The organism is Streptosporangium sp. G11 (genome assembly GCF_051192615.1).
Classification (GTDB): domain Bacteria; phylum Actinomycetota; class Actinomycetes; order Streptosporangiales; family Streptosporangiaceae; genus Streptosporangium.
In genome coordinates this window covers 15,924-39,322 of record NZ_JBPJUQ010000059.1, presented here as the reverse complement: position 1 = coordinate 39,322, position 23,399 = coordinate 15,924, and the positions used below count along the sequence as shown (strand labels likewise).

The 23,399-nt window shown below is 70.5% G+C and carries 20 protein-coding genes; 7 read left to right on the top strand and 13 right to left on the bottom strand.

The window, feature by feature from the left end:
- Positions 1-109: 109 nt before the first annotated feature.
- On the bottom strand, positions 110-1,546 hold the full coding sequence (locus ACSDR0_RS37240) for an MFS transporter (RefSeq protein WP_435293653.1): 1,437 nt from the start codon (positions 1,544-1,546) through the stop codon (positions 110-112).
- 82 nt (positions 1,547-1,628) lie between these two features.
- On the opposite strand from ACSDR0_RS37240, the gene ACSDR0_RS37235 reads away from it, so the two are divergent.
- Entirely contained in the window at positions 1,629-2,294 is a 666-nt protein-coding gene (locus ACSDR0_RS37235; protein ID WP_435293671.1) for a TetR/AcrR family transcriptional regulator, read from the top strand.
- Here the strand turns inward: ACSDR0_RS37235 and ACSDR0_RS37230 are convergent.
- From ACSDR0_RS37230 to ACSDR0_RS37220, 3 genes are all read right to left on the bottom strand, one after another.
- Positions 2,280-3,764 (bottom strand): MFS transporter, encoded by a 1,485-nt coding sequence (locus tag ACSDR0_RS37230; protein WP_435293652.1) that lies wholly within the window; start codon positions 3,762-3,764, stop codon positions 2,280-2,282. The two genes, ACSDR0_RS37235 and ACSDR0_RS37230, sit on opposite strands and share 15 nt — an antisense overlap.
- Before the next feature lie 291 nt (positions 3,765-4,055).
- A complete protein-coding gene (locus ACSDR0_RS37225; protein ID WP_435293651.1) occupies positions 4,056-4,724 on the bottom strand; it encodes a Crp/Fnr family transcriptional regulator in 669 nt (222 codons plus the stop codon).
- A gap of 57 nt (positions 4,725-4,781) precedes the next feature.
- Positions 4,782-6,830 carry an adenylate/guanylate cyclase domain-containing protein gene (locus ACSDR0_RS37220; RefSeq protein WP_435293650.1) on the bottom strand — a complete coding sequence of 683 codons (2,049 nt, stop codon included), beginning with the start codon at positions 6,828-6,830 and terminating at the stop codon, positions 4,782-4,784.
- Positions 6,831-7,072: 242 nt separating this feature from the next.
- Here ACSDR0_RS37220 and ACSDR0_RS37215 point away from each other — a divergent pair, with 242 nt between their 5' ends.
- The gene (locus ACSDR0_RS37215) at positions 7,073-7,975 is read left to right on the top strand and encodes a hypothetical protein (protein WP_435293649.1); all 903 of its coding nucleotides are present in this window, start codon (positions 7,073-7,075) and stop codon (positions 7,973-7,975) included.
- A gap of 271 nt (positions 7,976-8,246) precedes the next feature.
- On the opposite strand, the gene purL is transcribed toward ACSDR0_RS37215, so the two are convergent.
- The 4 genes from purL to purS form a co-directional block, all read right to left on the bottom strand.
- Positions 8,247-10,502, bottom strand: a complete 2,256-nt coding sequence (purL, locus tag ACSDR0_RS37210; RefSeq protein WP_435293648.1) for a phosphoribosylformylglycinamidine synthase subunit PurL — start codon at positions 10,500-10,502, stop codon at positions 8,247-8,249.
- Positions 10,499-11,182, bottom strand: a complete 684-nt coding sequence (gene purQ / locus ACSDR0_RS37205; RefSeq protein ID WP_435293647.1) for a phosphoribosylformylglycinamidine synthase subunit PurQ — start codon at positions 11,180-11,182, stop codon at positions 10,499-10,501. Before purQ ends, purL begins: the two co-directional genes overlap by 4 nt.
- 218 nt (positions 11,183-11,400) lie before the next feature.
- Positions 11,401-11,823 (bottom strand): ATP-binding protein, encoded by a 423-nt coding sequence (locus tag ACSDR0_RS37200; protein WP_435293646.1) that lies wholly within the window; start codon positions 11,821-11,823, stop codon positions 11,401-11,403.
- A gap of 187 nt (positions 11,824-12,010) precedes the next feature.
- Positions 12,011-12,256, bottom strand: coding sequence for a phosphoribosylformylglycinamidine synthase subunit PurS (gene purS, locus ACSDR0_RS37195; RefSeq protein WP_329087025.1), 246 nt, complete (start codon positions 12,254-12,256; stop codon positions 12,011-12,013).
- A gap of 299 nt (positions 12,257-12,555) precedes the next feature.
- Here purS and pdhA point away from each other — a divergent pair, with 299 nt between their 5' ends.
- The 5 genes from pdhA to ACSDR0_RS37170 all read left to right on the top strand — a co-directional run bounded on the left by pdhA (position 12,556) and on the right by ACSDR0_RS37170 (position 18,954).
- Positions 12,556-13,647 (top strand): pyruvate dehydrogenase (acetyl-transferring) E1 component subunit alpha, encoded by a 1,092-nt coding sequence (pdhA, locus tag ACSDR0_RS37190; protein ID WP_435293645.1) that lies wholly within the window; start codon positions 12,556-12,558, stop codon positions 13,645-13,647.
- Entirely contained in the window at positions 13,644-14,621 is a 978-nt protein-coding gene (locus ACSDR0_RS37185) for an alpha-ketoacid dehydrogenase subunit beta (protein ID WP_435293644.1), read from the top strand. The genes pdhA and ACSDR0_RS37185 overlap by 4 nt, the downstream gene beginning before the upstream one ends.
- Positions 14,622-14,634: 13 nt before the next feature.
- Positions 14,635-16,128: a 2-oxo acid dehydrogenase subunit E2 gene (locus tag ACSDR0_RS37180; protein WP_435293643.1), complete on the top strand. Its 1,494-nt coding sequence runs from the start codon at positions 14,635-14,637 to the stop codon at positions 16,126-16,128.
- A gap of 688 nt (positions 16,129-16,816) precedes the next feature.
- The gene (locus ACSDR0_RS37175; RefSeq protein WP_435293642.1) at positions 16,817-18,544 is read left to right on the top strand and encodes an ABC transporter ATP-binding protein; all 1,728 of its coding nucleotides are present in this window, start codon (positions 16,817-16,819) and stop codon (positions 18,542-18,544) included.
- Between the two features lie 116 nt (positions 18,545-18,660).
- Positions 18,661-18,954 carry a Dabb family protein gene (locus ACSDR0_RS37170; protein WP_435293641.1) on the top strand — a complete coding sequence of 98 codons (294 nt, stop codon included), beginning with the start codon at positions 18,661-18,663 and terminating at the stop codon, positions 18,952-18,954.
- A gap of 14 nt (positions 18,955-18,968) precedes the next feature.
- Here ACSDR0_RS37170 and ACSDR0_RS37165 read toward each other — a convergent pair whose 3' ends face one another.
- The 5 genes from ACSDR0_RS37165 to ACSDR0_RS37145 form a co-directional block, all read right to left on the bottom strand.
- Positions 18,969-19,193 (bottom strand): DUF6458 family protein, encoded by a 225-nt coding sequence (locus tag ACSDR0_RS37165; protein WP_329087014.1) that lies wholly within the window; start codon positions 19,191-19,193, stop codon positions 18,969-18,971.
- Positions 19,194-19,245: 52 nt separating this feature from the next.
- Positions 19,246-20,460, bottom strand: a complete 1,215-nt coding sequence (locus ACSDR0_RS37160; protein ID WP_435293640.1) for an adenylosuccinate synthetase — start codon at positions 20,458-20,460, stop codon at positions 19,246-19,248.
- Between the two features lie 180 nt (positions 20,461-20,640).
- Positions 20,641-21,597 (bottom strand): hypothetical protein, encoded by a 957-nt coding sequence (locus ACSDR0_RS37155; protein WP_435293639.1) that lies wholly within the window; start codon positions 21,595-21,597, stop codon positions 20,641-20,643.
- A gap of 52 nt (positions 21,598-21,649) precedes the next feature.
- Positions 21,650-22,618, bottom strand: a complete 969-nt coding sequence (locus ACSDR0_RS37150) for a molecular chaperone DnaJ (protein ID WP_435293638.1) — start codon at positions 22,616-22,618, stop codon at positions 21,650-21,652.
- Positions 22,615-23,358 carry an NUDIX hydrolase gene (locus ACSDR0_RS37145; RefSeq protein WP_435293637.1) on the bottom strand — a complete coding sequence of 248 codons (744 nt, stop codon included), beginning with the start codon at positions 23,356-23,358 and terminating at the stop codon, positions 22,615-22,617. Before ACSDR0_RS37145 ends, ACSDR0_RS37150 begins: the two co-directional genes overlap by 4 nt.
- Between the last annotated feature and the right edge of the window lie 41 nt (positions 23,359-23,399).

The following is a 23,399-nucleotide window of genomic DNA, read 5'->3' as shown; positions in this document are numbered from 1 at the left end:
GCGACGCGGGCCGGGTCCTGATCCGCCCGTCGGCTCGCACCGGCTTCCGGCACCGGCTCGCGTCCTCCCCGTGGGGGCGCGAGCCGGTGCCTCTCCGCGTTCGGGGCCCCTAGCCCACCGGTACGGTCGGACGATCCTCGGCGGCCACCGGCGGGTCCGCGGCCCGGGTGGCCCGTAGTGACAGCAGGCTGACCGGCACGCCCACCAGCACGATGGCCGCGGCGACGACCAGCGTGTACCGGTACGCGTCCAGGAAGGCGGTCAGCTGCCCGGCGCCCTCCGCCAGGAGCGAGGACTGCCGCGCGTTCAGGATCGCCCCCAGGACCGTGATCCCGAGCAGGCCGAATACCTCGCGCGAGACGTTCAGCACTCCCGAGGCGACTCCCGTCCTGCCCGCCGGGAGCGCGCCGATGATCGCCGTGGTGAGCGGCACCAGCATGCCGCCGCCCAGCCCGTAGACCAGGAACCACGGCAGCAGGTCGCCGAACGACCCGCCCTCCCCGACGAACGAGATCCCGAACACCGACACGGTCATCAGCAGGAGCCCGGCCGCCACGGTCCGCGCGGTTCCCAGGGCCCTGTCCAGCCTCGGGGCGAAGGCGGCGGTGGCGGCCATCACCAGCGCCATCGGCACGAACGCCGCCCCGGCCTCGATCGGCGAGAAGCCCAGCGCGTTCTGCAGGTACAGCGCGGTGAAGAAGTAGATGCCGAACACCCCGAAGGACCACAGGCCCATCGACAGCGTGCCCCCGCTGAACACCCGCGACCTGAACAGCGACAGGTCGATCATCGGCTCCCGGCTCCGGCGCTCGATCGTCACGAAGGCAAGCGCCGACACGGCCGCGATCCCGAAGGCGCCCAGGATCTCCGGCGAGGTCCATCCGGCCCCCGCGCCCTCGATGAGCGCGTACGTCAGCGCGAACAGCGTCAGGCTCGACGTCACCAGGCCCGGGACGTCGAGGCCGCGCCGTACCGTCTCCTGGGGGACCGTCCTGATCGCCCAGAGTCCGAGGCCGAGTGTCACGACCCCGATCGGCACGTTGATCAGGTAGATCCAGCCCCAGTGCCAGCGCTCGCTGATCAGCCCGCCGGTCAGCGGCCCGAGGGCGAGGGCCAGCGCGCCGACCGCGCTCCACAGGCCGACCGCCGTCGCGCGTTCCCTGGCGTCGGGGAAGATCGAGGTGAGCAGCGCCAGCGCCGTGGGGGTGAGGAGCGCCGCCCCCACGCCCTGCACCGCCCTGGTGGCGATCAGCACGCCGCCGTCGGTGGCCATCCCGGCCGCGAACGACGCCGCGGTGAACACGACGAGGCCGGCCAGGAAGACGCGCCGCCGCCCGAAGACGTCGGCCAGGCGTCCCCCGACGAGCATCAACCCGGCGAACACCAGGATGTAGCCGCTCACGATCCATTCCAGGCCGGAGATGCTCAGCCCGAGATCACGCTGGATCGTGGGCAGCGCCACGTTCACCACGTTGTTGTCGAGATACGTCATGAAGGTGGCCAGCGAGATCGCTCCCAGCGCCCACCACCTGCGGGTGTCCGTCATTCCCCGTCCTCTACGTTGTACTTATACGTCGTACATGTACGGTGAACAGTGGAACCCGTACGGCGTATAGTTGTCAAGCGTGATGGGGAAACTGACCCGCGAGGCGGTCGTCGAGCAGGCGCTGGAGATCGGCGACGCCGAGGGATTGTCGGCGGTGACCATCCGGAGGCTCGCCCAGGAGCTGGGCGTCACCCCGATGGCGCTCTACTGGCACTTCAAGAACAAGGATCAGCTGACCGTCGGCATGGCGGGCCACCTGATCGAGGGCTTCGTGATCGAGGGGGGCTACACGGGCCCGTGGCAGGAGGGGCTCAGGGAACTCGTCGCGGGCCTGGTCAGGGTGCTCCGGCGCCACCCGTGCGCGGCGGACGTGCTGGGCGCGGTGGACCAGATGGAGGTGCCCGTCTTCCTGGCGGTCTGGGACACGGCCCTCGGTCTCGCCAAGCGCGGCGGGTTCTCGCGCGACGAGAGCTGCATGATCTCCCAGTACCTGCTCAGTGGCGCGATCGCGCTGGCGGCGGGCCCGGGGCGGCACTGCCCTCCCGGGATCTCCGAGCGGGAGGCGGCCGAGCGGACGCGTCTCAAGCGGCTCAGGCTCCAGTCGCTGCCGCCGGACGTCTACCCGCACATCGTGGAGATGGCCGCGCCCCTCTCAGAGGGCGGTGCCCCCGATCTCTACGACACCTTCGGCGTCGACCTCCTCATGGCCGGCATCGAGGCGCTGGCCGCCCGCTCAGGGGGCCGCTGACCCCGCGCGTCCCGGGCGGCGGGGCCGGGCGAGGGCGGCCGTCAGGGCGCCCGTGAGCGCGACGGCGAACAGGACGGCGTAGGTCCTCTGGAAGCCGGTCATCAGGTGCTCGACGGCGACGGGGGAGACGCGCGACAGCGTGCCCGCGTACACCTGGCCGCGCAGTTCGGCGCTGACCGAGCCGGTCAGGACGCTGAGCGTGAGGGCGACGCTCAGCACGATCCCGGCATTCATGATCATGAGCCGGAAGCCGTTCACCACGCCCAGGCTCCCGGGGGGCAGGGCGGACATGACCTGGGTCGTGTTGCCGGTCAGGAAGGTGCCGCTGCCGCAGCCGCACAGGAACAGGCCCACCGCGATGATCCAGTACGGCGTGGCGGGATCGGTGTTCAGCAGCAGGACGCCCAGCCCACTCGCGCTCATCAGGGCGCCGCCCACCGACAGCGCGTACGGCCTGACCCGGCGGCCGAGGGCGCCGGCGATCGGGGAGGCGAGGGCCATGCCGATCGGGACGGGGAGCACGCCCAGGGCCGCGGTGACGGCGTCCACGCCCCTGGCGGCCTGGAAGTAGAGGGCGACCAGCAGGATCAGCGCGGAGCGCGCCAGCGCGTTGCAGAAAGAGGCGAGGTTGGCGAAGGCCAGCATGCGCTCGCCGAACAGCCGCACGTCGAGCACGGGATGCGACGCCCGGCGCTCCACCACGACCAGCACCGGCACCAGCACCACCGCGATCGCCGCGCCGACGATCACCACGGGGCTCGACAGGCCGCGCGATCCCGCCTCGGACAGCGCGATCAGGGCCGCGGAGAGGGCGGCGAACACGATCAGGTTGCCGAGCGCGTCCACCGGCCGGCGCGCTCCCCGCGGGACGCGGCGCAGCGTGAACGCGCCCCAGGTGAGGGCGATCAACCCCGCGGGCACGTTCATCCAGAAGATCCACTGCCAGCCCGCGGTCTCGGCGATGAGTCCGCCCAGGGTGGGGCCGGCGAGCTGGGCGATCGAGAGGGTGCCGATGTAGACGCCCATGCCCTGGCTGAGCCGGTCGGGAGGGAAGGCGTCGGTGATGATCACGGTGCCGTTGGCGAGGATCATCGCGGCACCGACCGCCTGCACCGCGCGCATCGCGATCAGGAACCAGATGTCCGGCGAGAGCCCGGCCAGCAGCGATCCCGTGGTGAACAGGACGAATCCCGCCAGGTAGATCTCCCGGCGTCCGAGCAGGTCGGCCACCCGGCCGAAGAACACCAGCGTCGCGGTGTTGACGAGCAGGAAGGCGAGCAGGACCCATCCCGCGGAGAACGCGTCGGCGTGGAAGTGCCTGACCACGGTGGGAAGCGCCACGTTCAGGGTGCTGCCGGATATGCCGATCAGGACCAGGCCGAGGCTGGTGACCGAGCAGACCCGCCACGCGTAGCGGAGTTTGGATATGTATTCGGGAGATCCGGGCAGGTCTTGGGGGATTGCGACCATGGCTCCCAGTCTGACGTACGTTGTACGTCGACCATGGTCCCGGCTCCACCCGAAGCACGCCCGCCCCGCCTTGTCCCGTCCCGCTCGCGCGCCGTGTCCGGCTCCGCTCCCGCGTTTCACGCCTGATTCTGCTCGCGCGTCCTGTTCCGCTCCCGCGTCTTTATGTCTGGGTCTGCTCGCGCGTCCGCCCGGCGCGTTCGCGTTCACGCCGGCGTCCGCCCTCGCGTGCCGAGGGTGTGCCCTCCCTCTCGCGGGGTGGGCACACCCCTCCGCCGGTCGTACGGCGCGCCCTCAGCGGGCCCGTTTGCGCAGGCCCTCCATGTCGTGGATGACCACGCGACGCCGGCCCGTCTCGATCAGACCGCGATCGCGCAGGGAGCGCAGCGCCTTGCTGACCGCCTCGCGGGAGGCCCCGGTCCAGCCGGCCAGTTCGTCCTGGGAGAGGGGCAGCGCCACCCGCACCCCGCCGTTGTCCGGCTCGCCGTACCGTTCGGCCAGCTCGACCAGCCGGGTGGCCACGCGGCCCGTGGTGTCGAACGCGCCGTACTCGATGCGCTTGCGGTCGGAGTCGCGCATCTTTCCGGTCACCATCTGCATCAGCAGGACGGCGACTCTCCCATGGGCTTGCAGGTACGAGGAGAAGTCGCGGACCGTGATCCCTTCTACGGGTTCGAGGGCGGTGACCGTGGCGGACCGGGGAAGCCCGTCGATCGCCGCGAACTCGCCGAGCAGTGCCCCGGGCCCTCGCACCGCGAGGACCACCTCACTGCCGACCGCGGTGTGCGAGGACACCTTGACGCGGCCGGAGGTCAGGATGAGCACCCAGTCGCTCACGTCGCCTTCGGTGAACATCGTCGCGCCCCTGTCCCAACGCCGGGGCCTTCCGGCGGCGTACAGGGCTTTTACTTCGTCTTCTGTGAGCAATGTGATGAATTCGCCCGGTTCGGGGGAAGAAGTCATAACCACCTCCTGGCGATCTCGATTGTGTTCGTACGGCCCTCGCGGCGAAAGGTACTTTTACGAGAGCCCAGACAGCACGTAGGCATGGACGGGTTGTTCCCTACCCTTGAGGTTGAGCCAGCCCAGCGACTGGGTCTTGGCCTGGGTGCCGATCAGGTCGAGGGTGCTCTGGCCGATCACGACGCTGCCGGGCTCGGCGATCCCCTCCAGCCGGGCGGCCACGTTGACGCAGTCGCCCATCGCGTTGAACCCGCGCAACTCGGGGCTGCCGATGTTTCCGACAAGCGCCTCACCGGTGTTGATACCAATCCTGAAGCGAGGATATCCAGGCATGCCCGCCGCGATCTCCTCGGCCGCCTCCTGCATCGCCAGGCCCGCCCGGACCGCGGCGAGGGCGTGGTCCTCCTGCCGGGCGGGGGCGTTGAACAGCGCCAGCAGCGCGTCACCCACGAACTGCACGATCGTGCCGCCGTTTCCGAGCACGATGGGCACGGCCGCGGTGTGGTAGCGGTTCAGCATCTCGACGATCTCGCCGGGCGCCACCCGCTCGGAGAAGCTCGTGAAGCCCTTCAGGTCGGCGAAGAGCGCGGTCAGCTCCACCAGCTCGCCGCCGAGCGCCGCGGTCTGCGGGTCGGCGAGCAGCGACTGGGCCACGTCCGGCGACATGTACTGCCGGAAGAGGGTCTCCAGCTCGCTGTAGAGCCGGGCGTTCTCCAGGGAGATCGACATCTGGCCGGCCAGCGTGGCGGCGAGCGCCTCGTCCTGCGGGGTCCTGCCGATCGGCACCTCCAGCGCCCCGGCGAGCCTGCCCTTCACCGTCAGCGGGTGGAGGACCTTCCCCTCCAACCGGATCGGCTGGTTCTCGGGGAAGTCCCGCTGGCCGTACTCCTTGGAGCTCACGGTGACCCGGCCGTTGTCGACCAGCTTGATCCGGACGTCCCCGTACGCCTGCCGCACACGGTCGAGGCCCTGGGCCAGCATCTCCTTCTCCGGCAGTCCCACGCGGGCCTGCCTGCCGATGTCGACCAGCGCCGCGAGCCGGTCGCTCAGCTCCCGCTCGTTGGCCAGCGCCTCGCCCGCCCGGTCGAGCACCGCCACCTGCGACTCGGTGAGCCCGAACTTGCCCGCCAGCCTGTCCGCGATCGGGACCTTGCTCTCCTCCCTGCGCCGCAGGTGGCCGACGAGCTCTTCCAGGGCGGCCTCGTAGTCGGCCCTGATCCTGCGGACCGTCGCCGACAGCGCCACCGAGTCGAACAGCCCCGCGCTCGTGCCCTCCCGCCGGAACTGCAGGTAGGCGCTGTAGGCGACGAAGACGAACGCCGTGGTCAGCAGCGCGTGCCACAGCCACCACGACAGGTGCCAGTTGCGGTGGGACAACCCCGCGATCAGCGCCTCGGCCAGGAGCGCGTACGCGGTGACCAGGCTGATCAGCACGACCGCCGGGCGCCTGCGGTGCAGCTGGAACATCATCGCCGACGCCGCCGCGAGCAGGGCCACTCCGATCCACTCCACGCCGCCCAGGCCGACCCCCTCGGGGGGCGAGCCGCTGAGCGGGGTCAGGCGCGGCACCAGGCAGGCCACCCCCCACAGGGTGATCAGGACCGCGAGACCGCCGCGCAGCCACATCTGGTTCCTCAGCACGGCCGCCGCCGCCCGCTCACCCAGGGGCAGGGCCGACGCGAACGCGAACACCGAGGCCACGAGGAGTCCGACGGGGTGGGAGAGGTCGAAGCCGTAGCTTGTCTTGTCCAGGATGACCCCCGGCGTGGTCAGCCCGTGCACCAGGAACGACCCCGCGCCGCTCAGGAAGACCAGCGAGACCAGCAGCAGCCGGGCGTCCGCCCGCCGGGCCGACGCCTCGCCGATCATGAGGCCCAGGACCAGGTTGATCCCGGCGATGGTGATGATCAACCAGAAGTGGCTGGGGTTGTCCTGTAAGACGATGTTCAGGTCGGGTTCGGCCAGCAGCAGCCAGAGCCCGAGCATCGGCAGCGCCAGATGCAGCGCCCACACCACGGTGCGGATCGGCTGGGTCGCCGGCGGCAGGTACGGTTCCCGTCGGGCACGGTCTTCCGGGACCGCGCCTGTCGGGTTGATGGTCGGCACGATGGCCTCCGCGTCTGGAGAACCCTGTTGGTTCCCTGTCTTGTTCGTCCACGCCCAGCGGGCGGGTTCCCCCGAACGGTCTGATTATCCCGTACGCGGCCGGTGTCGGCAGGCGAGTTAATCGCCGGGCTTCCGACGCCGAAGCGTGATGTTCCGAGTGCCAACCGCTGGGACGTTTGAAACGTGTACTACGTGTATCCCTCCCATCACACCAGGCTCTGGTGTCGCAGAAAGGAAGCCCAGTGGCTATCAAGTTGCCGGGCGGACGCACGCTCGCCGCCGTGACCGTTGGCGTGCTCGTCGGAACGCTGTTCACCGCGAGCGGCAGCGCCGTCGCCTCGTCGGCGGCCGCGGAGATCCACGCGTGTGTCCACAAGCAGACGCGCTACACCCGGATCGTCAACGCGACGGCCAAGTGCAGGCCGACCGAGGTCCGGATCAAGTGGGGCCAGACGACCCAGGGCCAGCAGGGGATCGCCAGCGCCGGTCCGCAGGGCCCGCAGGGTCCGCAGGGTCTCAAGGGCGACGCCGGTCCGCAGGGCCCGCAGGGTCCGCAGGGGGCGCGCGGCCTCCAGGGCAGGACCGGTCCGCAGGGTCCGCAGGGGCCCAAGGGGGAGATCGGCCCGCAGGGGCCTAAGGGCGCTGACGGCGCGCAGGGCCCCAAGGGCGCCGACGGGGCGGAGGGCTCGCAGGGGCCGAAGGGCGACGACGGCAAGCCAGGTGCCCCCGGTCTCAAGGGGGCCGACGGCAAGCCCGGCAAGGACGGCGACGACGGCCGGGACGGCGACGACGGTAAGAGCGCCTACGAGGTCTGGCTCGAACTGCCGGGTAACAGGGGCAAGTCCAAGGCGGAGTTCATCGCGTCGCTGAAGGGCCCCAAGGGCGACCCCGGTACGCCGGGATCGGGCGGCGGCGGGACCCCCACCGTCACCACCGTCAGTGCGCAGTTCAGCTTCGGTGGCCAGGGCGGCAGCCAGAGCGTGAGCTGTGGTTCGGGCAAGGTCGCCACGGGCGGCGGCTTCAGCGGCAACGGCAGCTCTTCCGGTCAGATCTACACGAGCGCGCCCACCGGCTCCACGCCCACCGGCTGGACCGTGAGCGGTAAGAACAGCAGCGGCACCGTCTACGCGATCTGCATGTCCTGATCCCGTAGTGAGCGCCGAACGCTGAACACGAGACTGCGGGAAGGCATTCCCGCTGGTCAAGGTGACGGGGGCAACAGCAAGACCGTCGCGTATGTGATCTGCGCGGCTGTCTGATCGTTCCGATCGTCCGACCCGTTCGCGGGAGGTGACGGGGGTACGGCGGGGATCCGCCACACCCCCGGACACCGACCGTGTGATCCACATAGATCGGTCAGGCTCCCTCCCGTCAGCTGACGGGAGGGAGCCTGACCTCTGAACGCGTTTCGTGCGATCAGCCGAAGATGCCCGGCAGGGTGGACGTGTGGGTCTCCCTGAGCTCGGTGATCGGGATGTCCAGGACGCCCCCCACCTTCAGGGAGTCGCCGCCGGTGGTGCCCAGGCCGTAGCAGGGCACCTCGCGGGCCGCGCACAGCTCCGCGAAGGCGTCGAACGACTCCGGCCTGACGGTCACCAGCGCGCGGGCCGACGACTCGCTGAACAGGTCGACGAACGCGTCGTCGCCCGTCAGGGAGACCTCGCAGCCGACGCCCTGGGCGAGGCAGGCCTCGGCGAGGGCGATGGACAGCCCGCCGTCCGACAGGTCGTGGGAACCGGTCAGCAGACCCCGCGAGGCGGCCTCGGTCAGGACGAGGGCCAGGTCGCGCTCCGACTCCAGCCGCGCCACGGGCGGCAGCCCGCCGAGGTGGCCGTGGGCCACGTGCGCCCACTCCGAGCCGCCGAACTCCTCCTCGGTCTCGCCGAGCAGGACGATCCTGTCGCCGTCGCCGGTGAAGCCGGTTCGTACGCGCGTGGCCACGTCGTCGATGACGCCCAGCACGCCGACGACCGGCGTCGGGTGGATCGGGACGGATCCCGTCTGGTTGTAGAACGAGACGTTGCCGCCGGTCACCGGGACGCCGAGGGTCCTGCAGGCGTCGGCGAGGCCGCGTACGGCCTCGGCGAACTGCCACATGACCTCGGGGTCCTCGGGGGAGCCGAAGTTGAGGCAGTTGGTCACCGCCAGCGGCGTCGCGCCGGTCACGGCCACGTTCCGGTACGCCTCGGCGAGGGCGAGCTGGGCCCCCGCGTACGGGTCGAGGCGGGCGTAGCGGCCGTTGCCGTCGGTGGCCAGCGCGATTCCCCTGGTCGTCTCCTCGGCGCCGGGCATGGCCTCGCTGATGCGCAGCACGCCCGCGTCGGCGGGCTGGGCCAGCACGGTGTTGCCGCGGACGTACCGGTCGTACTGGGAGGTGACCCACTCCTTGGACGCCAGGTTCGGTGAGCCGAGGAGCTCCAGCAGCGCCGCGCGCAGGTCGCCGGGGCGGTCGAGGCGGCCGGGGTCGTCGCCGTTCAGCGCGACCTGGCCGGCGGGCTCGTGGAACGGCCGCTCGTAGACCGGGCCCTCGTCGGCCGCGGTGCCCGGCGGGATGTCGACGATGGTCTCGCCGTGCCAGGTCATCACGAGGCGGTTGGAATCGGTGACCTCGCCGATCACGGTCGCGGGGATGTCCCACTTCGCGCAGATCGCCATGAAGGCGTCGATGTCGTCGGGAGTGACGACCGCCATCATGCGCTCCTGTGACTCGCTCATCAGGATCTCCTCGGGCCGCAGCGACGGATCGCGCAGCGGGACGAGGTCGAGCCTGACGTCCATGCCGCCGGTGCCCTTGGCCGCCAGCTCGGTGGTCGCGCAGGAGACGCCGGCGGCGCCGAGGTCCTGGATGCCGACGACCACGTCCGCCTGGTACAGCTCCAGGCAGCACTCGATCAGCAGCTTCTCCATGAAGGGGTCGCCGACCTGGACGCTGGGGCGCTTGGCGTGCGACTCGTCCTCGAACGTGGCCGAGGCCAGCACGGACGCGCCGCCGATGCCGTCGGGGCCGGTCAGCGCGCCGAACAGGACGACCTTGTTGCCCGGTCCCGGGGCCACTGCGAGCTTGATCTGGTCCTTGCGCAGCAGGCCCACGCACAGGGCGTTGACCAGCGGGTTGCCGATGTAGCAGGGGTCGAAGACGACCTCGCCGCCGATGTTGGGCAGGCCCAGGCAGTTGCCGTAGTGGCTGATGCCCTCGACCACGCCGGGCAGCACCCGCCGGGTGTCGTGGGCGTCGGCCGCGCCGAAGCGGAGCGCGTCCATCACCGCGATCGGCCGGGCGCCCATCGACATGATGTCGCGGACGATGCCGCCGACGCCGGTCGCCGCGCCCTGGTGGGGCTCGACGTAGGACGGGTGGTTGTGCGACTCGATCTTGAAGGTGGCGGCCCAGCCGTCGCCGATGTCCACGACCCCGGCGTTCTCGCCCATGCCGACGAGCAGCGCCTCCGACTTGGGGGCCTTGGTGCCGAACTGGCGCAGGTGCACCTTGGACGACTTGTAGGAGCAGTGCTCGCTCCACATGACGCTGTAGATGGCCAGCTCGGAGCCGGTGGGCCGGCGGCCGAGGATCTGGCGGACCCGCTCGTACTCGTCGATCTTCATGCCCAGCTCGGCGTACGGCTGGCGCTCGTCGGGGGTGTCCTCGGCCCGCTTGACGGTGTCGAGACTCATGCGTTCACCAGCTTCTTCAGGATCGAGGAGAAGAACGCGCGCCCGTCCGTGCTCGGGGCGCCGGTGAGGTCCTCGACGGCGTGCTCGGGGTGAGGCATGAGGCCGACGATGTTCCCGGCCTCGTTGCGGATGCCCGCGATGTCGTTCAGGGAGCCGTTGGGGTTGCCGCCCGCGTACCGGAAGACGACCTGGCCGCCCGCCTCCAGCGCGCTCAGGGTCGCCTCGTCGGCGACGTAGCGGCCCTCGCCGTGCTTGACCGGCAGCACGATCTCCTGGCCTTCGGTGAAGTCCGAGGTCCAGGGGGTGGCGGTGTTCTCGACCCGGATGCCCTGGTCGCGGCAGATGTAGTGCAGCCCGGCGTTGCGCATCAGCGCCCCGGGCAGCAGGTGGGCCTCGCAGAGGATCTGGAAGCCGTTGCAGGTGCCGAGCACCGGCAGCCCGGCCCTGGCGGCGGGGATCAGCTCCTCCATCAGCGGCGCGAACCTGGAGATGGCCCCGCAGCGCAGGTAATCCCCGTAGGAGAATCCGCCCGGCAGGAAGACCGCGTCCACCCCCTTGAGATCGGGGTCGGCGTGCCACAGCGAGACGGCTTCACCACCCGCGTGGCGCACGGCGCGGGCCGCGTCCTGATCGTCAAGAGTTCCGGGAAAAGTGACCACGCCCACGCGGGCAGCACTCATGACAGCGTTCCCCTCCACAAACGAGCGCCGCGCCGACATCTCACTCACTCGGATGTCGGTCTGCGGCGGTGCTCCCAGGCTATCCGCTCCCGGCGAGCGGTCAGGCGCGGAGGGTCCGATCGCACAGCTCAGCGGACGGTGGCCGGGTCCGTACGGCGGTGGGCGCGCCCCGCCGGGGCGGGCGGGGCGGCGTGGGCGGGCCCCGCGACACCCGGCCCTCAGACGGCGGCGAGCACCCGGTCGCGGCGGTGGGCGGCGTCGTTGTTCCAGTCGAGATGCTTGCGCAGGTGCACGACGGTCCCCCGGCCGGGGGTGATGTCGAAGGAGATCTCGTCCACCACGGCCTGCATGATGAGCAGGCCCCTGCCGTTCTCGACGTCGGTCGGCGGGTAGTGCTCGGGCACCCGGACGAGGCCCTGGCCCCGGTCGATGATGCGGACGTCGCAGCGGCCGTGGCCGATGGCGGTCTCGACCTCGTAGCGGTTGGCCGGACCCCCGTGCCGCACGGCGTTGGCGCACGCCTCGGTCACCGCCAGCAGGATGTCGGAGACGCAGTCTTCCGTGACGCCGAGTGAGCGCAGGGAGTCACCGAGCGCCCTGCGGACCATCGGAATACCGACGGCCTGTCGTGGCAGAGCCAACGAGAACTCCATGTCCACCGGTTTCCTCCCGGGGTCAGACGTCACCTCGTGAAGGCTTCCCTGCAGAATCCGGGCTAACCGCAAAATAACCGTAATGTTATTGACTGGTGGTCAAGCCGTGGGATTGCTCCGTCCACAAATCCAGATATAGCCGGATCTGGGCGGTTGGTCTGCGTGGGGTAGCGGCCTAGGACTCGACGGTGACGGTGTAATCCTCGATCACCGTGTTGGCGAGCAGGGTCTCGGCCATTTTTCGGACGTCCGCAAGTGCCGCCTCGTCGGCGGGCCCTTCGAGCTCCACCTCGAACCGCTTGCCCTGCCGTACCGCTGAGACACCGGAGAAGCCGAGCCGCGGCAGTGCGCGGGCGATCGCCTGCCCCTGCGCGTCGAGAATCTCGGGCTTCAGCATGACGTCGACGATGACGCGCGCCACGGTGTTCCTCCTGGTTATGACGGGGACGGTCCGGCGCCTCAAGAGTAACGGGCTCCGGCCGCGCTCCGGCGCGCGGGCCGGAGCCGGGCTCCGCGCGCGAAACGGGCGGGTGAAAGGGGAGGCGTGGGGAACGTGGAGCATATGGACGACGGGGCAGGTCTTGCGCACATGTATGTGACCTCTGCCACGATGGCCACAAGCGCGGACGAACCACCACCAGACGGGTCGAACGCGTCGCGAATCGGCCGGACAGCGGTGGAGAACCCATCCAGACGGCCCCGAGCACACAGGAGTGGCACGTGACAGCCGACGCCTCTCGTGGTGCGGAAGCACCTCCGGAGCTCATCCAGCTGCTGACCCCCGAAGGAGAACGGGTCCAGCACCCCGACTACGACATAGACCTGACACCAGAGGAGATCCGCGGGCTCTACCGGGACCTGATCATGGTCCGCCGCGTCGACCTGGAGGCCGTGGCCCTGCAACGCCAGGGCGAGCTGGGTCTGTGGGCCTCGCTGCTCGGGCAGGAGGCCGCGCAGATCGGCTCCGGCCGGGCGCTGACCGAGGCCGACATGGCCTTCCCGACCTACCGCGAGCACGGGGTGGCCTGGTGCCGGGGGGTCGACCCGGTCAACCTGCTCGGCCTGTTCCGCGGCGTCAACCACGGAGGCTGGGACCCCGCCGAGCACAACTTCCACCTCTACACCATCGTGATCGGCAGCCAGACCCTGCACGCGGTGGGCTACGCGATGGGCATCCAGCGCGACGGCGCCGAGGCCGCCAGCATCGTCTACTTCGGCGACGGCGCCACCTCCCAGGGCGACGTGAACGAGTCGTTCATCTGGGCGTCGGTGTTCAACGCGCCGGTGGTGTTCTTCTGCCAGAACAACCAGTGGGCCATCTCCGAGCCGCTGGAGAAGCAGTCGCGCATCCCCCTGTACCGCAGGGCGAGCGGGTTCGGGTTCCCTGGCGTCCGGGTCGACGGCAACGACGTCTTCGCCTGCCTGGCCGTCACCCGCAAGGCGCTGGCCGACGCCAGATCCGGGCAGGGGCCCATGCTGATCGAGGCCTTCACCTACCGGATGGGGGCCCACACCACCTCCGACGACCCAACCCGCTACCGGGTGGCGGCCGAGCTGGAGGCGTGGAAGCTCAAGGACCCGATCGAGCGGGTCAGGGCCTACATGTTCAAGAACCAGATCGCCGACCAGGAGTTCTTCGACGCGGTCGAGGCCGAGGCCGACGAGCTGGGCCGGGACGTCCGCAAACGCTGCCTCGAACTGCCCGACCCCGAGCCGCTGGCCATCTTCGACAATGTCTACGCCGAGCGGCACTCCCTGATGGACGCCGAGCGCGCCGAGTTCGCCACCTACCTGGAGGGGTTCGAGGCATGAGCATTCTCACGCTGGCCAAGGCGCTCAACGAGGGGATGCGCAAGGCCATGGAGGACGACCCCAAGGTCCTCGTCATGGGCGAGGACGTGGGCAAGCTCGGCGGGGTGTTCCGGGTGACGGACGGCCTGCAGAAGGACTTCGGCGAGCAGCGGGTCATCGACACCCCCCTGGCCGAGTCGGGCATCATCGGGACGGCCATCGGCCTGGCGCTACGCGGCTACCGCCCGGTCTGCGAGATCCAGTTCGACGGGTTCGTCTTCCCCGCGGCCGACCAGATCATCACCCAGCTCGCCAAGATGCCGCTCCGCTCGCTGGGCAAGCTGAAACTGCCGGTCGTCGTACGCATCCCGTGCGGCGGGGGCATCGGGGCGGTGGAACACCACAGCGAGTCGCCCGAGGCCTACTTCACCCACACCGCGGGCCTGCGCGTCGTGGCCTGCTCCAACCCGGCCGACGCCTACACCATGATCCAGCAGGCGATCCGCTGCGACGACCCGGTGGTCTTCTTCGAGCCCAAGCGGCGCTACTGGGAGAAGGCCGAGGTGGACGTCGACTCCACCGGCTGGACCCCCTTCGAGGAGGCCAGGGTGGTGCGGCCGGGGACGGACCTCACCCTGCTCGCGTACGGGCCGATGGTGAAGACCTGCCTGGAGGCCGCCAAGGCGGCCGAGGAGGACGGCCGTTCCCTGGAGGTCGTGGACCTGCGCTCGCTCAATCCGCTCGACACCGCGAGGATCGTGGAGTCGGTGCGCAGGACCGGGCGCTGCGTCGTGGTGCACGAGGCGCCCGTCTTCAACGGCTTCGGCGCCGAGGTCGCCGCCCGCGTGACCGAGGAGTGCTTCTACCACCTGGAGGCCCCGGTCCTGAGGGCCGGAGGACCCTCCACCCCCTACCCGCCCTCGCGGCTCGAGGACCACTACCTGCCCGACCTGGACCGGGTCCTGCACGCCGTCGACCGCGCGTTCGCGTTCTGAGGAGGGGCTGGAGATGAAGGAGTTCAAGCTCCCCGACGTGGGAGAGGGCCTGACCGAGGCGGAGATCGTCCGCTGGCACGTCAAGGCGGGGGACCCGGTCAAGGTCAACCAGATCATCGTGGAGATCGAGACCGCCAAGGCCGTCGTCGAGCTTCCCTGCCCGTTCGAGGGCGTGGTGGCCGCCCTGATGGCGGACGAGGGCGAGGTCGTGGACGTCGGCAGGCCGATCATCTCGGTGGACGACGGCACGGGCCCCCCTTCGGCCCCCGTTCCCGCCGCGGATCGGGCGGAGGCCCTGGCCGACGACATGGTGCCGACCCCGCCGGCCGAGGTGCGCCAGCCGGTGCTGGTGGGGTACGGCGTCAAGCCGGGCACGGCCAAGCGCCGCCCCCGCAAACCGTCCTCCCCCGAAACCCCTCCCTCGGGTACGTCCGGTACGTCTCCGGCGGCGGCGCGGCCCGGTGAGGGATCGCCGGGAGCGCCCGCCGGGACGGTGTCCGTGGCGCGGGCTCCCGAGACGGTGCCGTCCGGCGTGAACAGGGCCGGCGTGGAGGAACCCGGCGTGAACGGGCCCGGCGCGAGTACGGCCCCGTCGCCGGGGAGGGGCGCGGTTCTGGCGAAGCCCCCGGTGCGGAAGCTCGCCAAGGACCTGGGGGTCGACCTGGCCTCCCTCCTGGGGACCGGCCCGCACGGGTCGATCACCAGGGACGACGTCCAGGCCGCGCTCGCCGCCGCCCCCGCCCAGGGGGACGAGGTCCAGGCCGCGCCCGCCAGGGCGCGGGCAGCGGCCGCGACGTGGGAGGGCGAGGACGAGGAGCGGATCCCGGTCAAGGGGGTCCGGAAGGCGACCGCGCAGGCCATGGTGGCCTCCGCGTTCACCGCGCCGCACGTGACGGAGTTTCTCCAGGTGGACGTGACGGCCACCATGGAGGCGGTGCAGCGCCTCCGCGGGCTGCCCGACTTCGCCGGGGTCAAGGTCTCCCCGCTGCTCATGGTCGCCAAGGCGATGCTCGTCGCCGCCCGTCGCTACCCGATGATCAACTCTGCCTGGGACGAGGCCCGCCAGGAGATCGTGGTCAAGCATCGCGTCAACCTGGGCATCGCCGCGGCCACCCCCCGCGGCCTGCTCGTCCCCAACGTCAAGGACGCCCACCGCCTGTCGCTGCCCGACCTGGCCGGTGCCCTCGGAGCCCTCGCCGAGACCGCCAGGGCGGGCCGCACCCAGCCCGCCGACATGGCGGGGGGCACGATCACGATCACCAACGTGGGCGTCTTCGGGGTGGACGCGGGCACCCCGATCCTCAACCCGGGCGAGTCGGCGATCCTGGCCTTCGGCCAGGTCAGGGACCTGCCCTGGGTGGTGGACGGGCAGGTCGTGCCGCGCAGGGTCTGCACGCTCGCCCTCTCGTTCGACCACCGGGTGGTGGACGGGGAACTCGGCTCGCTGTTCCTCCGCGACGTCGGCGCCATGCTTGAGGACCCTCTCCGCATGCTCGCCTGGGGCTGACCCCGCGACACCGACGGGCCCGCTCTCTCTTCTGAGGGGGCGGGCCCGCGAACGGTCCGGGAACGGAGTGGAGCCGGGAAGGTGGGGTCGGAGAGGGCTTCCGATATACCCCCGGAGCGTTTGCCTGACATTTTCTGACTTCGCCGGTCAATTGCCACGATGAGAAACAAGCGAGAACTTCGAGAGGTCCTGTGCGGACGCCGGAACGCCGCCCCGGCCGCCACTCGGGCGGTAATGGGAAACCCCTTTTCGCCTACTGTCGATCAAGCTCCAAGGTGCGCATCCCTGGCTCGGGCGGTACTCCGGGACAACGCTTGAAAGTTGGGTCGTGTTTTACCTTCAATACGTTTTATGGCTTTTACGAATGGCTTGTTAAAACATCTTTAATGCGCCTCGAATTTGGTGATTTATGCCGGTATGGGTGCTAGTGTCGGGGTTGGTAAGCGCGACAACCTCAGCGCGAAGGGGGAAGCCATGATTCTCAAGCAGCTCTTCCCGACTGGCCGACGCTTGGACTGGGTAGCCGGCTGGGGATGCTGCCGGCGCCGTTGTTGTTGTGGATGCGGCTGGTGGTGAGCCGGGCCCGGTGCTAGCGGAGACAAATGAGAGCCGGCGGGTCAACCGTCGGCTCTCATTCTCAGAGTCGCTCTCGCCCCACGGGGCGAAGGCCGTTGTGCGCCGTCCTCCGTTGGCGCCGACGGTCTCCATCCGCAGGACGTTCCGGGAGTTCTGGCCCTACACCCGCGGTATCCGCCATCTGCTCGTGGCCGGTGGCGTGCTCGCCATCGTCGCGGCCATCTGCGAGGTCGCCACGATCGGCCTGTTCGGCTACATCACGGACGAGGTTCTCAGCAAGCAGAACCTGGGGGCCTTCTGGTTCCCCGCCGCGGCCTGGCTGGGCCTCGCGTCCGTCGCGGGGCTGGTCTCCTTCGCGGGTTCCTACCTCACCGCCCTGGGCGGCGAGCGCTTCCTGCTGCGGTTGCGTGACAGGGTGTTCGAGCACATCCAGACGCTCACGCCCGACTTCTTCGACAACCGCCGCCTGGGTGACCTGATGGCCAGGCTCACCGACGACATCGAGGCCATCGAGGAACTCGTCGGCTCGGGCCTGGTCAAGCTCTTCACCACGCTCGTCAGCGTCATCTTCTTCGCCGGTGCCGCCTTCTACATCAGGTGGGACCTGGCGCTGCTGACGTTCCTGCTGGTCCCGGCCTTCCTGCTGGTCTCCAAGGTCTTCGCGAGCAGGTTCAGGACCGTGTCGGCGCGCGAGCGGCTCAGCAACGGGACCATGAACAGCGTCATCGAGGAGGGCCTGGCCAACCAGTCGCTCGTCCAGTCCTACAACCGTCAGGGCACCGAGGCCGAGCGACTGCACTCCGAGGGAGGCACCTGGATGCGGGCCAATGTGGCGCAGGCGTGGCTCTCCTCCCTGTACGGGCCCGTCGTGCAGGTCATCGAGACCATCTGCCTGATCGCCATCCTCGGGTTCGGCGCGTGGGAGATCTCCTCGGGACGCCTCACCATCGGCGGCCTGCTCGCCTTTGCCGCCTACCTCGCCTACCTCTACCCGGCGGTGCAGAACCTGGGACAGATCGCCCTCACCGTCTCCGAGGCGGCGGCGGGCTCCGACCGTGTCATCGAGATCCTGACGACCCGGCCGACCGTCGTCGATCGCGACGACGCCGTCCACCTGGGCCGCGGACGAGGTCACATCGAGTTCCAGGGAGTCGGCTTCACCTATCCGAACAGGAAGAGGCCCACGCTGCGGGACCTGTCCTTCGCCGTCGAGCCGGGGGAACTGGTCGTGTGCACCGGACCCAGCGGCGTGGGCAAGTCCACGATCGCGAAGCTCCTGCTGCGCTTCTACGACCCCACCGCCGGGCGCGTGCTCCTCGACGGGACGGACATCCGGGACCTGTCGCGCGAGTCGCTGCGTGACAACATCACCATCCTGCAGCAGGAGAACCTGCTCTTCTCCGGGACCGTACGTGAGAACATCGCCTACGGGAGTCCCGGCGCGGACCTGGACGCCGTCGTCGGGGCCGCCGTGACGGCGGACGTCCACGACTTCGTCACCACGCTTCCCCTCGGGTACGACACGCCGATCGGGCAGCGCGGCCGGTTGATATCGGGCGGGCAGCGCCAGCGGATCGCCATCGCCAGGGCCATCCTGCGCGACGCGCCCGTCCTCGTCCTCGACGAGCCGATGACGGGCCTCGACGCGCCCACCGCGGCACGGATCATGGAACCGCTCAAGAGGCTCATGGCGGGGCGCACGACCATCCTGATCACCCACGACCTCCGCTTCATCCCCGAGGCGGCCCACAAGATCGTGCTCGAAGCCGTGCCGAGACGCTCCAGCCAGATAAGGATCAAGTCCGCCAGGCGCCGCGGATCCGCGCCGCGCCCGGCGTGAGAGCGGGTTCCCATAGGGGATCGGCGCCCTCCCGTGTCGCCGGGGCGCCGCCGGGTCCCGGCGAGCCTGGCCGTACGCTGGCCGGGCACTCAGGGCACCCGAACGAAGGGAAGATCATGTTCCGGCATGTCGTGCTGTTCACCTGGACGGAAGAGTCAACCGAGGAGCAGAGGGCCAGGGTCGCCACGGAGCTCGCCAAGCTGCCCGAGGCCATCACCGAGATCCGCTCCTACACCCTCGGCCCCGACGCGGGCGTGAACCCCGGCAACCACCAGTTCGCCGTCGTCGCGGACTTCGACAGCGCCGACGACTTCCTCGTCTACCGCGACCACCCGCTGCACCAGGCGGCGATCGCCAAGCACATCAAGCCGATCGTGGCCTCGCGGGCGGCGGCGCAGTTCGAGGTCTAGGGCGGCGCGGGGGACTACACGTCCGGGGGGTGGTTCTCGCGGTGCATCAGGCGCTCCTCGGACGTGTGCCCGCGCTTGGGGGCCATCACGATGCTCAGCACGACTCCGACGGCGCCGACGATCATGAAGATCAGGCCGATCACGTCGATGTGCACGGCCTCACCGAGGACGTCGGGATCGATGGCGAAGCGGAGGATGGCGCCGAGCGTGAGAAAGAAGATGCTGACCCCGACACCCATGAGTTCCTCCGGGTAAGGCTGTCCGCCAGGTAAAGGGAGAGTCTGGGATTGGTCATACCCTCTCAGGCGTGATCACACCACCGAGAAGGACCTTGTCTGCGGCGGTGGGCCCCGACGAGCCCAGCCACACCGGCACCCCGAGGGCCTCCGCCACCGCCGCGGGCCAGTCGTCGATCCCGTCGGTGTAGCGCGGCCCGGCCCCCCGCAGCCGTTCCGTCAGCCGGGCCTGCCCGTCGAGGTCACCCGCCGTGCCCACCGGCAGCTCGCCGATGTCGTACGACACACACATCCGCGACACCGGCGCGTCCAGGTGGGTGAGCGCGAGGGCGTCGGCCCCGCCGGAGACCGCCAGCGCGTAGCGGTGGGCCACCGCGTCGAAGTGGCCGGTGCGGAAGGGCCCCTGCCAGGGGCCGGTCCCGTTGTGCGCCTCGGGCGGCGCGAGCGCCGCGTCCTCGGTGACCAGCGGTCCCGGGCCGTGCCGCGGGGTGTAGGTCCGCAGCACGCCCAGCCGCGTCGCGGGCACCCCGTCGAGCAGTTCCAGCGCGTTGGCGAAGGTCGTCGTGCTCCAGGTGGTGTACGGGTGGAAGCCGTGCCACTCGTCGAGCAGCACGCCCTGCGCCCCCTCGAAGACCACGGGCCGCCTGCGCAGCAGCGCGGTCATGAACGAGGAGCCGACCAGGATCACCCGCTCGGCGAACGCCCGGTAGGCGTCGACGCAGTCCTGCACGGGCGGCCCGGTCACCCCCAGGGCCTCGCGGAGCGCGCGTAGCTTGCGGGCGAGCCGGACCGGCTCCTCGCAGTCGCCCGCGGTCGGCGCGAGATCGGGGTGTTCCAGGGCGTAGGCCATGGTCTCGCCGACACCCATCCCGCACGACCCGTGCCGGTCCTCGCCGCGCTCCAGCTCCCTGGCCCGTCCCGCGGCCACGTGGTACGGCGTGGCGAGCAGGGCGTCCCTGTCCACCGTGAGCAGGTAGAACGGGTCGGGGACGCCCAGCTCGCCCAGGTGGTCCGCCTCCCTGGCCAGCGACAGCGGGTCCACGACCATGAACCTCGACAGGTGGGTCGGCACACCCCTGAACGTGCCCGACCCGAACTGCGCGAACGTGTGGTGCCTCCCGTCGGGCAGGACGACGTTGTGACCCGCCTGCCCGCCCCCGTTGAACCTGACGACCGCCTGGACGGGCTCGCGGGCGCAGAGCCAGTCGACGACGGTGCCCTTCCCCGCGTCGCCGTACCCGAGGTCGGTCACGATCACGTGCTCACGCATACGGCCACCCGTTCACCCTCGTCTTCCCCTGCCCCTTCTTCCCGGCGAGCCGTTCGTCGCCGGGTCCGCCACCGAAAGCCCCTCCCCGGCGGGGCGTTGTCCCGCCGGGGAGGAACCGTCTCCCTTCGTGGTGGCACTCCCCGCCGCTTTCGCGGTGGCCGCCGCACGGCGGGGAGGTCTTCAGAGCCGCATCACGCCGCTGTCGCCGCCCAGGTCGAGCCCGTCGGCCACCACGAGGGTGCCCCGGTCGAGCTTGGCGAGGGCCTTGCCCACGGCGGTTCCGGCGTTCGAGCCGAGCTCGTCGAGGTCGTCCAGCCCCTCCCGCAGGTCGATGGCGTCCTCGCCGAGGCCGACGGTGAGCGCGATGGTCTCGCAGACGGCGTCCAGGTCGTCCAGCTCCAGCACGTTCTGCCCGAGCAGCTCGCGCCAGGCGGCCAGCACCCGGCCGTCCCCGGCGTAGCTCGCCCCGGCGGGGAGGATGTAGTAGACGTCGTAGATCCTGGTCAGCTCGGCGACCATGTCCTTGGTCGGGATGTCGTGCCGGAGCCGATCGCCGACGAACCGCTCGACCTCGCGCCGCCTGACCTGCGAGTAGGGAAGCTCGTCGCCGATGATGAACAGGTAGCCCCGGCGGCCCCGCTTCTCGAAGCAGTCGATCGAGGTGTGCCTGGCCATGAAGTACATCGCCAGCTCGTACGACTCGGTCATCTGGCCGCCACCCCCGCCTTCGAGCAGGATCCTGCCCAGGTGGTCGTCCATCCGGTTGTCGGACTCGAACTGGCCGACCTGCAGCGGAGCCCGGTCGCAGGTCGCGTCGCCGATCGCGCCGAAGAGGATCTGCGGGTCGGTGGCGTACCCCTTGCGGAGCAGCAGCCCGAGCAGGTCGGGCAGCTTGGTCTGGAGGGTGCGGGGCACCCCGCCCATCGATCCGGTCACGTCGAACAGGACGGCCACGGCCAGGGAGTTGGGGTGTTCGGCGGAGTCGCGGCTCTCGCGGAGCGCCACTCCGTGCGGGTCGAGGTCGGGGTGAGCGGAGCGGGCGCCGCTGTCGCTGTAGGCGAAGGCGCTCGAACCCTTGGCCGCGCGGTAGCTCGCGGCGGCGGAGTAGACGTCGGTGGACCAGATTCCGCTTCCCACGGGTGATCTCCTCGGATCAGGGGTGCAACGTTCTATGAGGTCGTTGTGAGGGTCAGAGCTGGAGCGGCCGGTATTTCCTCGGCCCGTACAGGTCGTCGAGCAGGTCGTCGAGCTCTCCCAGGAGCCGCCACGCGTCGTCCGGCGGGCTGAGCAGGCTGCCCCGGACGAAGTGCCTGACCGGGGTGGGGACGCGGTCGCCCATCAGGGCGGCCACGCAGCGGGTGGCCAGGTGGATGTCGGTGGCCGGGGTCGCGGGCTTTTTGGCCAGGACCCCGGGCGGGTAGTCGTCGCGGTGCCTGGCCACGAGGGCGGTGATCGGGGTGCCGAGCGGGACCGACTGGCTCCAGTCGACGAGCACCAGGCCGTGGTCGAGCGGGTGGACGAGGACGTGGTGCCCGAACACCGCGCCGTGCACGATCCCCGCCCGGTGGGCCGCGCCGACGGCCACCAGCAGCCGCCGCCAGATCCACGCCACGTCCCTCACGTCGAGCACCGGCCGCCGCCGCCTGACCTCGTCCAGGCTCAGGAACCCGTCCGGCACCAGGCTGATCACGTTGGCCTGCCGCTCGACCCCCTCCGAGCGGTGCCGGAACGACTCCACCAGGCGGGGCACGTACGGCAGGAGCAGCGGGTCGCCGTCACGCGCGATCTTCCCCAGGGACTCCGCCTCGCGGCGCATGAGGTCGTTGTCCGTGTGGCTGCGCGGAAGTTTGAGCAGCGTGTCGGGGCCGCTCTCGTAAAGTACGGCCGACGCGCCCCGCCGGAAGACGCCCCCGATCCGGTAGGTCCCCCGCCTGGTGGTGATCACCGTCTCCTTGGCCGGCTCCGTGGCTCCGTCGCGGGCCGCCCACAGGCCCGCCAGCCGGGTGAACGCCTCGGCGGCCTCCGCTCCCGGCGCGAGGTCGGGGTGGAGCAGCCTCGCCAGCCTCCGGTACGCCCGGTGGGGGGCGTCTCCGCCGAACAGGTCGCCGGGTGTGCGGGCGGCGGTCACCAGCGCGATCGCCTCGGCCGTGGTGGTCATCTGATCTGCTCCTCCCTGGCAGGTCGCAGCAGGGCGGGGTGCAGGAGCCGGGCGTCGCCGGCCCGGTAGAGCTTGGCGCGCGGCCCGCCCCTGGCACCGCCGCTCTCGGTGGTCTCACCGGTGCTCTCCACGAAGCCGGGCACCGACAGGATCTTGCGGTGGAAGTTGCCCGCGTGCAGCGGCACGCCCCAGACCGTCTCGTAGACGCCGCGCAGCTCGGAGATCGTGAACCTCTCGCCGGCGAACGCGGTGGCCAGCGGGGTGTACTCCAGCTTGCCGCGCGCCCGCTCCAGCCCGTGCGCCAGGATGCGGTCGTGGTCGAACGCGAGCTCCGGCAGCTTGTCGACCGGGTGCCAGGAGGCGTCGGCCGCGTCCGTGCCCGCCCGGGGATCGGGCAGGTCGGGGGCGAACGCCAGGTAGGAGATCGACACGACCCTCATCCGCGGATCGCGCTCGGGCGCCCCGTAGCTGGCGAGCTGCTCGATGTGAATTCGGTCCGACGGCCCGGACAGCCCCGTCTCCTCGGCCAGCTCTCGCGCCGCGGCCTGCGGCAGATCCTCTTCCGGCCGGATGAACCCTCCGGGCAGCGCCCACAGCCCCGCATGGGGTTGCTCGGCCCGCCTGATCAGCAGAACGCGCAACCCGCCCCCGCGAATGGTCAGCGCCACCACGTCGACCGTCACCGCGACCGCCGGGTATGCCCGAGGGTCGTAGCCGGCCAGGAACTCTGATTCATCCATCCCATGTCCTTCTCAAGTTGAGACAATCTCAGTATGAGAAT